Source organism: Lacibacter sp. (assembly GCF_035299325.1).
Taxonomy (GTDB): Bacteria; Bacteroidota; Bacteroidia; order Chitinophagales; family Chitinophagaceae; genus Lacibacter.
This window is the reverse complement of the sequence record NZ_DATGWT010000019.1, coordinates 1-16261: the sequence shown is the minus strand read 5'-3', so window position 1 is coordinate 16261 and position 16261 is coordinate 1. Positions and strand designations below refer to the sequence as shown.

The 16261-nt window shown below is 40.3% G+C and carries 16 protein-coding genes and 1 tRNA gene; 4 read left to right on the top strand and 13 right to left on the bottom strand.

From position 1 onward, the window contains the following. A partial coding sequence (locus tag VK159_RS11575; RefSeq protein WP_324230295.1) for an ABC transporter substrate-binding protein occupies window positions 1-1392 on the bottom strand: 1392 nt, incomplete at its 3' end. 39 nt (window positions 1393-1431) lie between these two features. Between VK159_RS11575 and VK159_RS11570 the strand changes: the two genes are divergently transcribed. Further along, window positions 1432-3144: a M1 family metallopeptidase gene (locus tag VK159_RS11570; RefSeq protein ID WP_324230294.1), complete on the top strand. Its 1713-nt coding sequence runs from the start codon at window positions 1432-1434 to the stop codon at window positions 3142-3144. A 15-nt stretch (window positions 3145-3159) separates the two neighbouring features. Then, a complete protein-coding gene (locus tag VK159_RS11565; RefSeq protein ID WP_324230293.1) occupies window positions 3160-4653 on the top strand; it encodes a lipopolysaccharide biosynthesis protein in 1494 nt (497 codons plus the stop codon). Window position 4654: 1 nt separating this feature from the next. Here the strand turns inward: VK159_RS11565 and hisA are convergent, their stop codons facing one another. Together hisA and hisH are read right to left on the bottom strand one after the other, a co-directional pair. Continuing rightward, window positions 4655-5371 carry a 1-(5-phosphoribosyl)-5-[(5-phosphoribosylamino)methylideneamino]imidazole-4-carboxamide isomerase gene (gene hisA / locus VK159_RS11560; protein ID WP_324230292.1) on the bottom strand — a complete coding sequence of 239 codons (717 nt, stop codon included), beginning with the start codon at window positions 5369-5371 and terminating at the stop codon, window positions 4655-4657. Between the two features lies 1 nt (window position 5372). Then, window positions 5373-5975 (bottom strand): imidazole glycerol phosphate synthase subunit HisH, encoded by a 603-nt coding sequence (hisH, locus tag VK159_RS11555; RefSeq protein WP_324230291.1) that lies wholly within the window; start codon window positions 5973-5975, stop codon window positions 5373-5375. Window positions 5976-5998: 23 nt separating this feature from the next. Here hisH and VK159_RS11550 point away from each other — a divergent pair. Continuing rightward, window positions 5999-6071, top strand: a tRNA-Gly gene (locus VK159_RS11550). Here the strand turns inward: VK159_RS11550 and trpA are convergent. The 9 genes from trpA to VK159_RS11505 all read right to left on the bottom strand — a co-directional run bounded on the left by trpA (window position 6071) and on the right by VK159_RS11505 (window position 14139). Continuing rightward, complete coding sequence (gene trpA, locus VK159_RS11545) at window positions 6071-6841, bottom strand: tryptophan synthase subunit alpha (RefSeq protein ID WP_324230290.1); 771 nt, start codon at window positions 6839-6841, stop codon at window positions 6071-6073. The two genes, VK159_RS11550 and trpA, sit on opposite strands and share 1 nt — an antisense overlap. 26 nt (window positions 6842-6867) lie before the next feature. Next, window positions 6868-8064 (bottom strand): tryptophan synthase subunit beta, encoded by a 1197-nt coding sequence (trpB, locus tag VK159_RS11540; RefSeq protein WP_324230289.1) that lies wholly within the window; start codon window positions 8062-8064, stop codon window positions 6868-6870. Window positions 8065-8150: 86 nt separating this feature from the next. Next, complete coding sequence (locus VK159_RS11535) at window positions 8151-8942, bottom strand: hypothetical protein (RefSeq protein ID WP_324230288.1); 792 nt, start codon at window positions 8940-8942, stop codon at window positions 8151-8153. A 29-nt stretch (window positions 8943-8971) separates the two neighbouring features. Further along, window positions 8972-9586 carry a phosphoribosylanthranilate isomerase gene (locus tag VK159_RS11530; RefSeq protein ID WP_324230287.1) on the bottom strand — a complete coding sequence of 205 codons (615 nt, stop codon included), beginning with the start codon at window positions 9584-9586 and terminating at the stop codon, window positions 8972-8974. A gap of 110 nt (window positions 9587-9696) precedes the next feature. Next, window positions 9697-10323, bottom strand: a complete 627-nt coding sequence (locus tag VK159_RS11525; RefSeq protein WP_324230286.1) for a phosphoribosylanthranilate isomerase — start codon at window positions 10321-10323, stop codon at window positions 9697-9699. After that, complete coding sequence (gene trpC, locus VK159_RS11520) at window positions 10313-11110, bottom strand: indole-3-glycerol phosphate synthase TrpC (RefSeq protein WP_324230285.1); 798 nt, start codon at window positions 11108-11110, stop codon at window positions 10313-10315. The genes VK159_RS11525 and trpC overlap by 11 nt, the downstream gene beginning before the upstream one ends. A 2-nt stretch (window positions 11111-11112) precedes the next feature. Continuing rightward, on the bottom strand, window positions 11113-12105 hold the full coding sequence (gene trpD, locus VK159_RS11515; RefSeq protein WP_324230284.1) for an anthranilate phosphoribosyltransferase: 993 nt from the start codon (window positions 12103-12105) through the stop codon (window positions 11113-11115). A gap of 15 nt (window positions 12106-12120) precedes the next feature. After that, on the bottom strand, window positions 12121-12702 hold the full coding sequence (locus VK159_RS11510) for an aminodeoxychorismate/anthranilate synthase component II (protein ID WP_324230283.1): 582 nt from the start codon (window positions 12700-12702) through the stop codon (window positions 12121-12123). Window positions 12703-12723: 21 nt separating this feature from the next. After that, entirely contained in the window at window positions 12724-14139 is a 1416-nt protein-coding gene (locus VK159_RS11505; protein WP_324230282.1) for an anthranilate synthase component I family protein, read from the bottom strand. A gap of 299 nt (window positions 14140-14438) precedes the next feature. Here VK159_RS11505 and VK159_RS11500 point away from each other — a divergent pair, with 299 nt between their 5' ends. Then, window positions 14439-14888 (top strand): DUF2147 domain-containing protein, encoded by a 450-nt coding sequence (locus VK159_RS11500; protein WP_324230281.1) that lies wholly within the window; start codon window positions 14439-14441, stop codon window positions 14886-14888. Between the two features lie 106 nt (window positions 14889-14994). Here VK159_RS11500 and VK159_RS11495 read toward each other — a convergent pair. Beyond that, the coding region (locus tag VK159_RS11495; RefSeq protein ID WP_324230280.1) for an exonuclease domain-containing protein at window positions 14995-16261 on the bottom strand (1267 nt) is incomplete at its 5' end.

Here is a 16261-nt window from a genome sequence, read left to right as displayed (position 1 = left end):
CCAGCTCGCACGGAAAAACAATGCTTCGCTTTTTGAAGTTTGTGTAAGCAACAAACTTTTCTGCACAGCCTCCACTTTTACATTCAAGCCAATATCCTGCAACTGCCGGGCAATATAGCTACCAAGATCTGCATAGATAGGAATGGTGAGCAGTTTTATCTCCGGAACATTTTTCATTGATGTAAAGCCAGCTTGCTGCAACAAGGCTTTTGCTTTTGCAGGATCGTAAGAATAACCTTTTACAATCGTTGAATCAAAGCTGGGCAAGCCTGTTGGCACAAAACCACTTTCAGCAGCAGTACCTATTGAGTTACGCAAGTACAGCATCATCTTCCTTCGATCAAATCCATAGTTGATCGCCTGGCGGATTGCTTTTAATCGCAAGGGCGAATTCTTTACCAACGGATTTGCAGAATCAACCAGTATGCCGATGTATTCAATATTGAGATATGGATTTTTATTCAACACAACTTTGTCTTTCCATTCAGCACGCAACTCTCCTTTTTTATTCAGCACTTCATCTTTAAACGATGCATCAATATCATTAATGAAATGCAGATTCCCCTGCCTGAATTCCATAAACTCACTCGCCTTATTATCAAGAAAACTCACTTTTACTCCGTCAACATAAGGCAATCGCTCACCTGTGCTATCCTTTTCGAAATAGTTTTTGTTTTTCACTAATATCAATGCCTGTCCTTCTTCCCATGCTTTAAATTGAAACGGACCTGTGCCGCAAGGGTTGCGTCTGAAATCAGGCCCATGTTTCTCCACCACTTCTTTTGGTACAATGGAACAATATACATTACTCAACACACCAAGTATCTGCACAAAAGGTCGTAATAATGTGATGCGGAATGTTGTATCATCAAGAGCAGTAAAACCTGTTGCTGCATCAACCCTGTTGTTGAATATCCATGCGCCGGGGCTGGCGGTGTTTTTATCCATCAACCGTTGAAAGCTATACACGACATCGCCTGCAATCATCTTTCGTCCTTTTCCATTCGGGAAGGCGCTATGATCATGAAAGAATACATCATCACGTAAATAAAACGTGATCTGCATGCGATCATCACTAACAAGCCAGCTTTTTGCCAACGAAGGAACAATGTGTAGTTGGTCATCTGTTTCAACAAGTGTGTTGTATAACTGATGAGTTGCCCAAATTACAGACTGACTTTTGGCGAATGCAGGATCAAGCGAGCTGATACCGCTTACTTCATTGTATCGAAAAATATTCTGCTCATTCTTTTTGGCTTTGCCGCAGGAAAACATGAGCAGGAATGAAAAATAAAGAATGAAAAATGAAGAATGAAAAAGTGTTCGCCTGAAGGTAAACGCCGACTTTACCCGAAACACTCTTGCCTCTCTTGTATTTTTCGCTTTCTGCATAAAGAATTACTGCTAAATTTAGGCTCAAATATAAATCCGGTGCAAAAAAAGAATTTATCGACCTACCTCAGCTTATTTCTGTTTTTGTTATTCCAATCTGTACTTGTTCAATCGCAATCGTTTCATAATAACGAAAAACTTACGAAGCAAGATACATTACGTGGTTCAATAACTCCTGAACGTGCCTGGTGGAATGTTGTAAAGTATGACTTAGCTGTAACACCCAACTTTCAGAATTTTACTATCAGAGGCAGTAATACCATCTCCTTCAAATTGGTAAAGAAGAAAGGTGCCCGTATGCAGATCGATCTGCAGGACCCATTGGTCATTGATAGTGCTGTCTTGAACGGAGTGCCGGTGAATTTCAGCCGTGACGGACATGCATGGTATATTGAAATGCCAAAACGCAGAATGCCAAAACCGCTCACTGCCGATAAAGACCTGCATCAACTCTATCTTGTTTATCATGGTGTACCAAAGCCGGCTTTACGTGCTCCCTGGGATGGCGGGGTAGTTTGGAAAAAAGACAAGAACGGAAATCCATGGATCAATGTTGCATGTCAAGGTTTGGGTGCAAGTGTTTGGTGGCCTTGTAAAGATCATCAGAGTGATGAACCCGACAATGGCGTAAGCATCAGCATAACTGCTCCTGATACATTGATGAATGTTTCAAACGGAAGACTGAAAAATGTAGTTGCAGACGGAAAAGGAAATAAAGTATGGACATGGGCAGTAACGCAGCCGATCAATTTATACAATGTAACAATGAACGTGGGCAAGTATGTGCATTTCAGCGATACGTTAAATGGCGAGAACGGAAAACTTGATCTTGATTATTATGTACTCGATTACAATCTTGATAAAGCAAAAAAACAATTTGAGCAGGTGAAACCAATGCTTCGTGCGTTTGAACATTGGTTTGGCCCCTATCCTTTTTATGAAGACGGATACAAACTGATAGAAAGTAATCATCTTGGCATGGAACACCAAAGTGCGGTTGCTTACGGTAACGAATACCAAAATGGTTACAAAGGAACAGATCTTAGTGGTTCAGGCTGGGGATTGAAATTTGATTTCATCATCATTCATGAAAGTGGTCATGAGTGGTATGGAAACAACATCAGCAGCAAAGACATTGCTGACATGTGGGTGCATGAAGGTTTTACCAATTACAGCGAAACACTTTACACAGATTATATTTTTGGCACAGATGCAGGTGATGCTTATGTGCAGGGAGTGCGCAGAAATATCCGTAACGACATTCCGATTGTTGGCAAATACAATGTGAATAAAGAAGGAAGCGGCGATATGTATCCAAAAGCGGCTAATATGATTCATATGGTGCGCCAGATTATTGGCGACAAAAGCACCTTTCGCATGCTGTTACGTGATATGAATGAGAAATACTACCACAAAACTGTTACAGGCGCAGAAATCGAAGATTTTATTTCGAAACGTACAGGCTACAACCTGGATAAAATGTTTGATCAATACCTGCGTACCACCCAGGTACCAACGCTGGAATATTATCTTACCACTGAAAACAGCACACAACTGTTATATTACCGCTGGACGAATTGTGTGAAAGGTTTTAATATGCCTATTCGATTGCCCGGCAACAGTAACCCTAAATATGGTTTATTGCTGGCTACTGAAAACTGGCAGAAATTCCGTACCAACTTTAAGGAAGGTGAAGACATCAGCAAACTGATGGATAAGAACTTTTATGTGACTTATAAAAAGGTAAAATAATATCTTCGGCCACGTATGGGACAAATCAGGAAACAAGCCATCATCTCCAGCATTGTTATTTACATTGGCTTTTTTGTTGGTTTTATTAATACATGGCTTTTTACGAAGAACGGCATTTTTAATCCTGATGAATATGCCCTTACACGTTTATTCTTTGATGTGGGCCAACTCATGTATGCAGTTGCAAGTCTTGGAACAATTTCAGTGATCTACAAATTCTTCCCCTACTACAAAGACAATCTTGCTCCAAAAGAAAATGATCTTGCAACATGGGTACTGGTAACAGTACTTGCAGGTTTTATTTTAGTTGTAATTGGAGGTCTTGTTTTTGAACCACTGATCGTCCGTAAATTTTCAGGTCGCTCTCCATTGTTTGTTGATTATTACAAGTGGGTATTCCCATTTGGTTTAGGGCTTTTGTTGTTTACCATTCTTGAAACATTGAGCAACAATGCACGGAAAACCATTTACCCGGCTTTTCTACGTGAAACAGGATTCAGGCTACTTACCACAATACTGATTACGTTATACCTATTCAATCTTCTCGAATTTGATCTGTTTATCAAACTGTTTTCGTTTAGTTTTTTGATTACCGCTGTGTTGCTGGCAATTTCAATGAAAAAGAACGGACAGCTTCACTTTACATTTAATGTAAGCCGTGTAACAAAGAAGTTCAAAACTAAAATGCTGACTCTTGCAGCATTCGTTTTTTCCGGGCAGGTGATTTTTATACTATCGCAGGTAATGGATAGTATTTTTATTGCCAGTTTAATGGGACTTGTTCCTACCGGCATCTTTGCTCTCTCCTCGTATATTGCCAATTTAATTCAGATACCGCAACGCAGCATGATCTCCATTACACTTCCTGCTTTATCGCAGGCATGGAAAGATAAAAACATGCAGGAGATCAACCGCATTTACAAACGATCTTCAATTAATCTCTTAATTGCTGCACTGTTTATCTTTGGAGGAATATGGCTCAACATTGAAGATGCATTTCGTTTACTGGATATTCAATCACAATACAGTACAGGACTTGCTGTTGTTTTTATTCTCGGTATATCAAGAATTATTGATGCGGGCACAGGTGTAAACTCGCAGATCATCATGACTTCCACACAATGGAAGTTTGAATTCCTTACAGGTGTCTTGTTATTATCAATCAGTTTACCGCTGAACTATGTGTTGATCAAAAAATTTGGTATTGAAGGAAGCGCCTATGCAAATCTTGTTGCATTTATTATTTACAATGCCGTTCGTTATACTTTTTTATGGAAGCGATACAACCTGCAACCATTCAGCACAAAAACTGTACTTGCGCTTTTAACGGGAATCACTGCTTATTTTATCAGTTACTATGCTCTTGATATTATGAGAGGCTGGATGGGCATTATCCTTCGCAGCAGCTTATTTGCAGCAATATTTATCGCAGGTGTTTTTCTGCTCAAGCTTACGCCTGATGCTTTACAACTTGTAGATGTAGTGAAAAAGCGTTTTGGAAGAAAATAACTTAACTGAACTTCTTTAATTCATTCAAAGTTACTCTGCCTTCATAAATGGCTTTGCCGACGATAGCACCATTACAGCCGATCTCGGCTAATTCATCCAGGTCTTTCATGGAGCTAACACCACCACTGGCAATAAAATGCAGTTGAGGGAATTTTTGAAGAATATTTTTATAGAGTTCAGTTGATGGGCCTTCGAGTCGGCCATCTTTGCTTACATCCGTGCAGAATATCTGCTGCACGCCATGATTGATATATTTTTCAATGAAATCATAGATCCAGATATCTGTTGTTTCCAACCAACCGCCTACAGCAATTTTTTCATTCTTTACATCAGCACCTAATAAAAATTTATCTGCACCGAATTGCTGCAACCAGCTTACAAACTTTGTTTCATCTTTCACTGCAATACTTCCAACTGTGGCGAAAGCCGCACCGGAATTGAGAACGATCTTCACATCCTCTTGCTGCTTAATACCGCCGCCAAAATCAATGATAAGCGATGTTTTAGAAGTGATCGTTTCTAATACTTTCCAATTCTTAACGGCACCTGCTTTTGCACCATCGAGATCTACAAGATGCAAACGCTGCAAGCCTGCACCTTCAAATTCCTTTGCGACTTCTAAAGGATGTTCGTTGTAAATTTTCTTTTGTGAATAGTCTCCTTCTGTTAATCGCACACATTTCCCGTCGATGATATCAATGGCTGGTATTATCTGCATACTATTTTTCTATAAAGTTTTTTAAGATCTGGTCGCCCACTTTCGCACTCTTCTCCGTGTGAAACTGTACACCGTAAAAATTATCTTTCTGCACTGCACCAGCATACTCTAATCCGTAGTTGGATGTTGCAATGCAATACGGATTCATTTCCGCATAATAACTATGCACATAATAGATATAACTATGTTCAGGTACATCTTTGAACAGATCAGTCTTCAAATTGTAAATATCATTCCAACCAACCTGCGGTACTTTAATGGGAATGTCAGGACTGATCTCTTCACTCTTGAATAACTTCACCTTCGCTGGAATAATTCCCAGGCATTCCGTATCACTCTCTTCCGAATGTTCAAACAGCAACTGCATACCCACACAAATGCCCAGCACAGGTTGCCTCAATTGTTTAATGACAGCATCCAAACCTTTCTCCTTCAAACTATCCATGGCACTTCGTGCAGCACCCACACCGGGGAAGATCACTTTATCAGCAGCAAACAATTCATCCTGATCATCCGTCACTTTTGCATCAAAGCCTAAACGTTCCAATGCAAACAGCACCGACTGAATATTTCCTGCGTTGTATTTTACAATTGCCAAATTCATAGTAACTTTCTTTTATCATTTAAGCGACAATAGCTCATCAGGTAGAGTGCGAGTTTCCCAAACTCGAGGTGGCGGGTTCGAGTCCCGTTTGTCGCTCAACTTAACACTCCGGACAGAAACTTTTTTGTTGTTCCTGCCACATCAACCGTTCCTTCCAATGCCTTGATATATGCTGTGCCAATAATCGCACCATTAGCATTTGCACAAGCAGTATCAAATGTTTGTTTGTCCTTAATTCCAAATCCCACCAACACAGGATTCTTTAACTGCATGTTTTTCAATTTCAGCAAGTATGCATTTACATCCGTCATGTTCTTATCGCTTCCGGTGGTGGATGAAGATGAAACAGCATATAAAAACCCCGTACTTAAACTGTCAAGCTTTTTAATACGTTCATAACTTGTTTCAGGAGTTACCAGGAAAACAAAATCTAAACCATTAGCTTTAATGATAGCACCATACTCTGTTTCAAATTCATACTCCGGCAAATCAGGCAAGATCAAACCATCCACACCTACAGCTGCAGCATCTTTACAGAAATGTTCAAATCCATATTGCAATACCGGATTCATGTAACCCATTAAGATGATCGGCACAGTAATTTCATTCCTTGCATCTTTCAATTGCGCAAACAATGTCTCAATGGTCATACCGTTTGCTAATGCAACGGTGCTGCTGTGTTGAATCACAGGGCCATCAGCCAACGGATCACTGTACGGCATCCCTAATTCAATTAAGTCTGCACCGTTTTCCTGTAACGCTTTCATTACTTCAATTGTACTGTTCAACTGCGGATAGCCTGCTGTACAATACACATTCAGCACATTTTTGCTTTTGCGTTCAAACAAATCTTTTATTCTGCTCATAAATTCTAACTTCTATGTTCTTGATTCTATACTCTTCCTTCCATCGCCTTCATATACGTTGCCAAATCCTTATCCCCTCTTCCACTCAAACAAATAATCACCTGGTCGTCTTCTTTAAACTTATAAGTATGCAACACTGCAAACGCATGCGCTGTTTCCAACGCCGGAATAATTCCTTCCAACTTACTTACTTCAAAAGCAGCGTCCAATGCTTCTTCATCTGTTGCACTTAAAAATATACCACGACCAGTCTCAAACAAATTTGCATGCAGCGGACCAATACCCGGATAATCCAATCCCGCCGAAATACTATGTGGCTCCACCACCTGTCCATCTGCTGTTTGCATCAACAAACTTTTGCTGCCATGCAAAATACCCGGCTTACCAAGTTGTGTAGTAGCTGCACTCAAACCACTGTTTACACCATGCCCCGCTGCTTCCACTGCAATCAACTGCACACTCAATTCATCTAAGAAATGATAGAACGCACCGGCCGCATTACTGCCGCCGCCAACACATGCCATTACATGCGTAGGCAAATCGTTGCCCGTGTGTTCTTTCAACTGCCAACGCATTTCTTCACTAATCACACTTTGAAACTTCGCCACCATATCAGGATATGGATGCGGACCAACCACACTGCCGATGATATAATGTGTATCGTTAGGATTATTGATCCAGTCACGAATGGCTTCATTCGTTGCATCCTTTAATGTTTTGCTTCCGCTTGTTGCAGGCACAACTGTTGCACCCAGCATTTTCATACGGGCCACATTCGGCGCCTGGCGTTCAATATCTTTTTCGCCCATGTACACAATGCACTCCACGCCTTTCAACGCACACACGGTTGCAGTTGCCACACCATGTTGCCCCGCACCTGTCTCTGCAATAATGCGTTTCTTACCTAGACGTTCAGCCAGCAAAATTTGCCCCACCGTATTATTGATCTTATGCGCACCGGTATGACAAAGATCTTCCCGCTTCAACCAAATGTTGGTGTTGAATTGTTTGCTCAACCGCTTTGCATAAAATAACGGTGTGGGACGACCGACGTAATCTTTCAGCAACGCCCTGAACTCCTTTTGAAAAGCAGCATCGCTCATAATATCGAGGTAACGGCTCTGCAGTTCCTCCACATTCCGATGCAGCATTTCAGGAATATATGCCCCACCGAATTTTCCGTAATAACCTTGCGAAGAAGGTTTTTGATATGTTGTTTCCATCATTTTATATTTTAATGATACCAGCTTTTGTTTTTCATGGCATCAACTGTTGCGTCGCAATCCTTTCATCGGTTGTACACAGGGCATCATGATTCCTCCTCATCATTCGCATACTTTCCAATAGCAATTATGCCGTCGTCTGTACACTTAAGTATCTCTGTAGTTATTGGATAGCCTGATTCATTATATTCTTGTAACACAACTCCGCCAACCCTTTCAATAAAAAACTCAGAATCCTCCTCTGAAAATAAATACACGAAATCCCGTACAGGAATTACTGCATAAATCGGCCAGCCTAATTCCTTTCTCACTTTGTCTTTTAGTTTTTTGGAAAGAAGAAATGCAGACTTTTTAGTTTCTTCAGTAGTTTCTAATAACCCGAGTTTTTTCCCTTCAATTAATTCAATCTCAAGGCTAGCTTTTTCAACCTCTTTATCAAGATTAACATTAGCATGCCTTACCAAAGTTTCGTTATCGATGCTCCACTTTTCAACCTGAGCTTCATCGATCCATTTCTTACTTAACTTTTCTTCATAAACAAAGACCGTATTAAACAATTCAGTAACAGGGAAATTAACAAACTCTCCATAATCATAATCACTGGGAAACAAAGATGGAAACACCTTATCCTTTGCCACTTCCCAAGTTGGAATTTCCTCTCCTGCAGAAGCGATAGCTTCCGCAAATTCTGATATTACGTTTTCATCATTTTCTTGCGAAAACTCTTTCCTGAGATTATCCAGACTAACAGTTAATTCAAAATCACCTTTCACTACACAAACACGTTCATCATCCGTTATACTAGAAATAACAAACCCGTAACCAGCAATTGCCTTCTTAAACAACTGAAACACAAAATCATTTTCTGTAAAGTGCATAACTCTTTTTTAGAAACTATTTATCAAGCTCACCTTCTCAACTCTCCCACAAACTTCTTCACCAATTCCATATCCTTTACACCGGGCATTGTTTCAAACTTGCTGTTCATGTCCAATGCAAACAGATCCTTTGCTACTTCTTCCTTTGCAAATTCTTTGATGGCTGCTGCATCGGTTGGCTCAATACCTCCACTTAAGAAAAATGGTTTACCAATGTTCAAGCCTTTCAGCATATTCCAGTTAAACTTCTTTCCTGTGCCGCCATAACCTGCACCCATCGTATCGAACATGTACATATCCACCGCCTCTACATAATCTTTGATCTTCCAGGGAATATTGTCATCATCAGTAATGCGGAATGCTTTGATCACCGAAATATAATCACTCACTTTTTCACAGAACTTCGGTGTTTCATCGCCATGCAATTGTACCATATCCAACCCAAAATTCTCCACATGGTTAATGATCTCATCATACGACGCATTTACAAACACACCCACCTTGTACACTTTCAGCTTTGCCCGTTTCACTTGCACACCGTTTAAATGTTTCAACACAAACCTCGGCGATTTGTGGTAAAAGATCATTCCGGCAAACTCAACACCCATTTCTCCTAATTGGTGCATCTGTTGCAAATCGGTCATGCCGCAAACTTTAATTCTCATACGCTTTGCCTTAATTGGTTGGTTGTAAGCAAACGCAATCGTTATTCATCGTCCAAACAATCCTGTCATCCCACAAATCACAGTTCCGACTATTTCATCCCTAACTTAAACTGCAACACTAAACTCATATCTTTTTCACCGGGTGCTTTCTCCACTTTGCTGTTAACATCAACACCATAAAAATCAGGATGCTTAAATGCTTTAATACGTTTTACATCTTCAATACCAATACCACCACTCAGGAAAAACGGTTTTTCAATTTTACTCTTTGCAATAACATCCCAGTCGAATTGTTTGCCGGTGCCACCTTTCTTGTCTCCGCTTTTTGTATCGAACAAATAATAATCACAAGCTTCATCATAAGGTGCTACCAACGCATCAATATCTTTCACCGATTCATCAATATGAAATACTTTGATCACTTCCACATCTTCGTTGAGATCAGAACAAAATTCCGGTGTTTCTTCGCCATGCAATTGCACCACATCCAAACCATAATCTTCAATGGCATCCAGGATATCACTGTAGGATGGGTTCACAAACACACCTACTTTCTTCATGTCGTAATCCGCTTTCTTGATCTCTTTCTTATCCAGCTTTCCTTCCACATAACGGGGAGAATTCTTGTCGAAAATAAATCCGACAAAATCAATATCCAATCCTTCTAACTGTTGTACCTGTTTCAATTGGGTAATACCGCAAACTTTAATATTCATGCTTCTGCTTTTTTAATTGTTGTGTGAATTGTTCAAATGCTTTTCCGGGATTCTCTTCTTTCATAAAATTTTCACCGATCAAAAATCCTCTGAACCCGTTTGCTTTGAACAACAGTATATTTTCAACCGAGCTTATTCCGCTCTCTGCTACTTTAATTTTATCTGCCGGAATTTGTTTGGCCATGCGCAAACTACGTTCAATATCCACTTCAAATGTTTTGAGGTTGCGGTTGTTGATACCAACAATTTCCGTCTCCTCACATATATGCTCCAACTCTTCTTCTGCATGCAGTTCCAGCAGCACTTCCAGATTCAGCGATTTTGCAAAGGTCGCCAATCGCTTCACATCTGCCGGCGATAAACAGGCAGCGATCAGCAAAATTACATCAGCTCCCATTGCTTTTGCTTCTGTGATCTGGTATTCATCAACAATGAAGTCTTTCCGTAAGATAGGAATTTCATTCACTCTTGCTTTCAGCAGATCGTTGGTACTGCCACCAAAGAATTGTTCATCGGTTAACACACTCAAACAGGATGCACCGTTGTTTGTGTAAGCAGTTGTTACTTCCACCACATCAGCCTTGCCATTGATCACACCTTTTGATGGCGACTGACGTTTGAACTCTGCAATAATGCCTGTCTTTGTATCATCCAATAAAAATTGTTTCAACGAAAAAACCGGTCTTGCATACAACGGACTTTCCTGCAATTCTGCCACACTTGTTTTAGCCTTACGCTCTTCTACTTCAATTCGTTTCTGAACTATGATCTTATCTAAAATATTCATGCTTATTGTAATTCGATCAGTTTTTTCAAACAGTAATTCGCTCTTCCACTTTCTAAACTTTCAACTGCGGCGGCAAACGCATCATCATAAGTTTTATAAGCACCTGTGCAATACAAACCCATTGCTGCATTCGCCATTACCACTGCATTCTGTGCCCATGTGCCTTCGCCACTTAATATTTTCGTGAAGATCTTCGCTGCTTCTTCAATGCTGTTGCCACCATGTATATCAGTTTGCTGCACCATACGTTTGCCCAACTGCTCAGGTGTCATGATAAACTCGCCTTTGTTGGTGATAACCTTTGTATCGTTGGTGAGTGAAATTTCATCGTATCCATCCAAACTATGAATAATGGTGAACGCACCACCCGTTTGTTGTAATAAATAATTATACACCCTCGCCATCTCTAAACTAAACACGCCCACCAACTGATAGGCCGGACTTGCAGGATTCACCATTGGCCCCAGCATATTAAAGAAGGTACGCATCCCCAGATTCTTACGGATAGGCCCAACTGTTTTTAATGCCGGATGAAACATCGGCGCATGCATGAAACAGATATTTGCTTCTTCCACTTCACGTTTCAACTGATCCACACTGTTCTTGAATTTATAACCCAACTGTTCCATGACATTACTTGCACCACTGATGGTTGATGCACCGTAATTCCCATGCTTAGCAACTTTTTGTCCGGCACCTGCCACAATAAAACAAGAGAGTGTAGAAATGTTGAAAGTGTTCTTTCCATCACCACCTGTACCAACGATATCGAGCACTGCATGTCCATTGAGATCAACCGGCACACAAAGCTCCAGCAATGCATCACGGAAACCCTGCAGCTCTTCAATGGTAATGCTGCGCATGAGATAAACCGTCATGAAAGCGGTGATCTCATGTTCGTTGTACATGGCTTTGCCAATGTTCAGCAACACATATTTCGCCTGTTGACGATCGAGGCTCTTATGTTCAAATAATAACTGAAGTATCTTTTTCATTTTCAAATTTTCAAATTAAGCCTTCAACCAATTACGAAGTATGGTCTCTCCTACCGGCGTCAACACACTTTCCGGATGAAACTGCACACCTTGCACATCATATGTTTTATGTTGCAAAGCCATGATCATTCCTGTTTCATCTTCGGCTGTTATTTCCAATTCAGCAGGAAAACACTCTTTATTCACCACCCAACTATGATAACGACCAACTTCAATTGTATCAGGAAGTCCATTCAACACGCCATCGGGTTTTGGATTCTTTGGATTTTGAATTTTAATCGGCGTAGCTACTCCATGAAATACAGTTGCCAGATTCGTCAACGTTCCGCCAAATGCTTCTCCAATTGCCTGGTGACCCAAACACACACCAAGAATAGATTTTGTTGCTGCATATTCCTTGATCAATGGCAACAACAAACCTGCTTCTTCAGGAATACCTGGACCGGGAGATAGAATAATTTTATCATACTCCTTCACTTTCTCAAATGGAATCTGATCATTGCGATGCACATCTACTTTTATATGTGTGATCTTCTCCACCAAATGGACAAGGTTGTATGTAAAGCTGTCGTAATTATCGAATACTAAAATTTTCATTGTGTTATGGTTCATCAACTATTAACGAATGCTTTCCGCAAACTCAATTGCTTTCTTTAATGCTCCTAATTTATTATTCACTTCCTGCAATTCACTTTCAGGTTTGCTTGCAGCAACCACACCTGCGCCAGCTTGATATACCAATGTATTTTGCCGACTCATGAATGTGCGGATCATGATGGCATGATTGCAACTACCATCAAAACCCATAAAGCCGATACCTCCACCATAATAACTACGGGCTGTTGGTTCATTTGCATCGATCAACTGCATGGCTTTTATTTTCGGCGCCCCACTTAAAGTACCTGCGGGAAATGTTTTGGCTAATAATTCAAACGGATTAGAGTTGGGACGAACCTTTGCCACCACTTCACTCACCAAATGGATCACATGACTGTAATACTGCACCTGCCTGTAATGTGCCACACTCACATCATCACACACACGACTCAGATCATTTCTTGCAAGATCAACCAACATTACGTGCTCTGCATTTTCTTTTGCATCTTTCAACAAACGTTCGGCTTCCTGCTGATCGATCACATCATCACCTGTACGTTTAAATGTACCGGCGATGGGATGAACAACAGCTTTACCATTATTAATGATGATCTGCGATTCAGGCGAGGAACCCATTAATTTATAATCACCATAATCAAAAAAGAATAAATAAGGAGAAGGATTGATGCTGCGTAATGCACGGTACACATTGAACTCATCGCCGCTGAATGACTGCTGGAATCGTCTGCTTAATACAATCTGGAACACATCACCCCTGTGACAACTTGCAATGCCTTTCTTCACCATCTCCACATATTCTTCATTGGTAACATTCGAACTTTCTTCGCCTTTTACTGCAAACGGATAAACAGGCACGTCTTTACTGCGGATCAAACTTTCTACAACCGCTACATCACTTTCAATACCGGCGATCTTATTTTCACAAATAAACAATTCATCTTTATGATGATTGATCGCAATCACGTATTGATACAAACGGTAACGCATCAACGGAATAGCCGCCGGATCTTTTCGTTCTGCATTCAGTTTGATGGTATCAAAGAATTGAACTGCATCGTATGTTGTGTAACCATAAAGTCCCTGTGCAAATTTTGCTTCTTTGCAATCGCCAAACGCTTCAAAGCGATTCATGAAATCAAACAATTGCTGCGGCACTTCCGTTGGTTGTTTGATGGCAATACGTTCAGGCTTTTGTCCGGGCAATTTAAATTCAATGCTGGTTGTGGAACTGATCTCCATCCCCGCAATTGCATTGATACCGATAAACGACCAGCTGTTTTCAGCTGCATGATGATCTGTACTTTCCAGCAGGATGGTATCCCGGAATCGATCTCTCAGCCTGAGATAAATGCCAACAGGTGTAAATACATCTGCCAGCATCTTTTTGCAAGTCGTTTCTATCTTAATTTTCTTCATGATCCGTTTAATTCATTTCAGTTTCAGCAAATAAAAAACCCCGAAAAACTTCGGGGTCTGAATATGATTGGAACAATCACAGTAATAGCATTACAGACCCCTTAGAGTTGTATGCCACCACCACTGATTATTTGCAATTACTTTGTTCATTGAGTTGCAAAGATGTTGTATGACAGTTAAATAATCAAATTTTTTTTCAAAGAAGCGATACATGTAACAAATTATACTAATGGTTGTTTACTTTTGAACAAGCGGATTGGCTGAAAGTCCGTCAAAATCGATCCTTAAAAATTTGTCGTATGAAAAAAATCATTCTTGCAACTCTGTCTGTTTGCTATTTGTTAGTCCTTTCGTCTTTTCACGTAAAACAGGATAATCCTGATGCAATAGTTGGCAGCTGGAAAAATGGTGAAGGCACCGGCATCATCCAGATCTATAAGAATGGAGACAAGTACCAGGGGAAGATCACCTGGTTAAAAGAACCCAACGATCCTAAAACAGGCAAACCAAAAACAGATATCAACCACCCTGAAGAAAAGAATCATTCACGACCTGTTTTGGGTTTGGTAAATATGTGGGGATTCAAATACAGTTCTTCAAACGAATGGACCGGCGGAAAAATTTATGATCCCAAAAATGGTAAAACTTACTCCTGCAAAATTTCTATGGAAAATAACAACTCAATCAAAGTACGGGGATACATTGGCGTTTCACTGATCGGAAGAACAGATACGTGGACAAGGCAATAAAACAAGTTCTGAGTTCTTCAGTTCTAAGTTTGTGGCTTGAATCTTTAAACGGTTCTCTGGATTTTGGAATTTGGAATTTGGATTTTGGATTTTCTTGCTTTTATTATTACAACCAAACCACTTTATCCGGTTGCTCTAAAGCATATCGTTTGATAATGTTTCGTACAAAATCATATTCAGGGTATTCCTGCAATTGATTACGTAGTTCATCTTTTGCACTGAAATCAAATTCAGTTGCCACATACCCCATTCCATAAAAGCGGCCGCCTTCCATTAAAATGCAACTGTCTTTTTCGTTGAAATAAGAACGTTCCCGTATGGCAAAACTTGGTAATTCCTTTTGCAATTGATCAACTGCCTTTTGCACTCGTTCATTGTAAGCTGTTGCGGTTTCGGTTCCATTGCAAGCGCCTTTGCATCCCTCCGCACTGCATAAAGGATCAGTTGATCGATCAATAAAACAAAGTTTATTGCACAGATCAAATTCTTTGATCAATCGCTTTAATTCTGTTACTCCTTCGTACCTGCTGTAAAACAAATGCACAGCCGGGAGATGTTTATGTTTCCGGTCAACCGCCAACCGCATGTAACCATTTCCATCTTCATACAAATACAAACCATAACTTGCTTCGTACCCTTTAATAGCACGGTTATACTTTGGCCACAGTCGTTTGATCTCGATCGTTTCTAATACCGAAGCCATTAATTCCGTACCACATTGCTGATAAGAGATGCGATGGATGTTTCGTTGAAATTCCTGTTTCTGACGGGAAGGTTTGTTATTGGAAAAATGACTGGTTACACGCTTCTTCAACTGCAAGGCTTTGCCTACATAAACGATCTTATCTTTTGCATCATGAAAATAATACACGCCAGGTGTGAGTGGTAACTGATCAATATCTTCTTTATTGAGATGTAGTGGCAGATATTGTTCTTTCGATTGTTTCCCGATCATTGTGTGCAAATGATTATTCACATCATTTTTCCGCAACAGTTCCAGTAATTGAACAGTTGCTTTTGCATCACCCGCTGCCCTGTGTCGATTGTACAATGGAATTTCAAAATGCCTGCAAAGATTGCCTAAGCTGTACGATGCAAGTTTTGGAAAGATCTTTCTTGCATAACGAACAGTACATAATTTTTTACAGTTCAGATTGTAACCAAGCGATTGTAGTTGGTGATTAACAAACGAGTAATCGAAGTTCACATTATGCGCCACAAACACTTTGCCCTGAAACAATTCCATCAGGCGTGGAGCAATTTCTTCAAACGAAGGTGCCAGCTGCACCATGTCGTCGGTAATGCCTGTTAAGGACTGTACAAAACGGGGAATGGGTTGATGCGGATTAACCAGCGTTTCAAAACTATCCACA

Bases quoted from the DNA above. Each gene is read 5' to 3' on its own strand.
- VK159_RS11505 (WP_324230282.1), bottom strand. From the start codon at position 14,139: ATGAAGAAAATTAAGATAGAAACGACTTGCAAAAAGATGCTGGCAGAT.
- VK159_RS11565 (WP_324230293.1), top strand. From the start codon at position 3,160: ATGGGACAAATCAGGAAACAAGCCATCATCTCCAGCATTGTTATTTAC.
- VK159_RS11535 (WP_324230288.1), bottom strand. From the start codon at position 8,942: ATGCACTTTACAGAAAATGATTTTGTGTTTCAGTTGTTTAAGAAGGCA.
- VK159_RS11500 (WP_324230281.1), top strand. From the start codon at position 14,439: ATGAAAAAAATCATTCTTGCAACTCTGTCTGTTTGCTATTTGTTAGTC.
- hisH (WP_324230291.1), bottom strand. From the start codon at position 5,975: ATGAATTTGGCAATTGTAAAATACAACGCAGGAAATATTCAGTCGGTG.
- VK159_RS11525 (WP_324230286.1), bottom strand. From the start codon at position 10,323: ATGAATATTAAAGTTTGCGGTATTACCCAATTGAAACAGGTACAACAG.
- VK159_RS11530 (WP_324230287.1), bottom strand. From the start codon at position 9,586: ATGACCGATTTGCAACAGATGCACCAATTAGGAGAAATGGGTGTTGAG.
- trpB (WP_324230289.1), bottom strand. From the start codon at position 8,064: ATGGAAACAACATATCAAAAACCTTCTTCGCAAGGTTATTACGGAAAA.
- hisA (WP_324230292.1), bottom strand. From the start codon at position 5,371: ATGCAGATAATACCAGCCATTGATATCATCGACGGGAAATGTGTGCGA.
- trpC (WP_324230285.1), bottom strand. From the start codon at position 11,110: ATGAATATTTTAGATAAGATCATAGTTCAGAAACGAATTGAAGTAGAA.
- trpD (WP_324230284.1), bottom strand. From the start codon at position 12,105: ATGAAAAAGATACTTCAGTTATTATTTGAACATAAGAGCCTCGATCGT.
- VK159_RS11510 (WP_324230283.1), bottom strand. From the start codon at position 12,702: ATGAAAATTTTAGTATTCGATAATTACGACAGCTTTACATACAACCTT.
- trpA (WP_324230290.1), bottom strand. From the start codon at position 6,841: ATGAGCAGAATAAAAGATTTGTTTGAACGCAAAAGCAAAAATGTGCTG.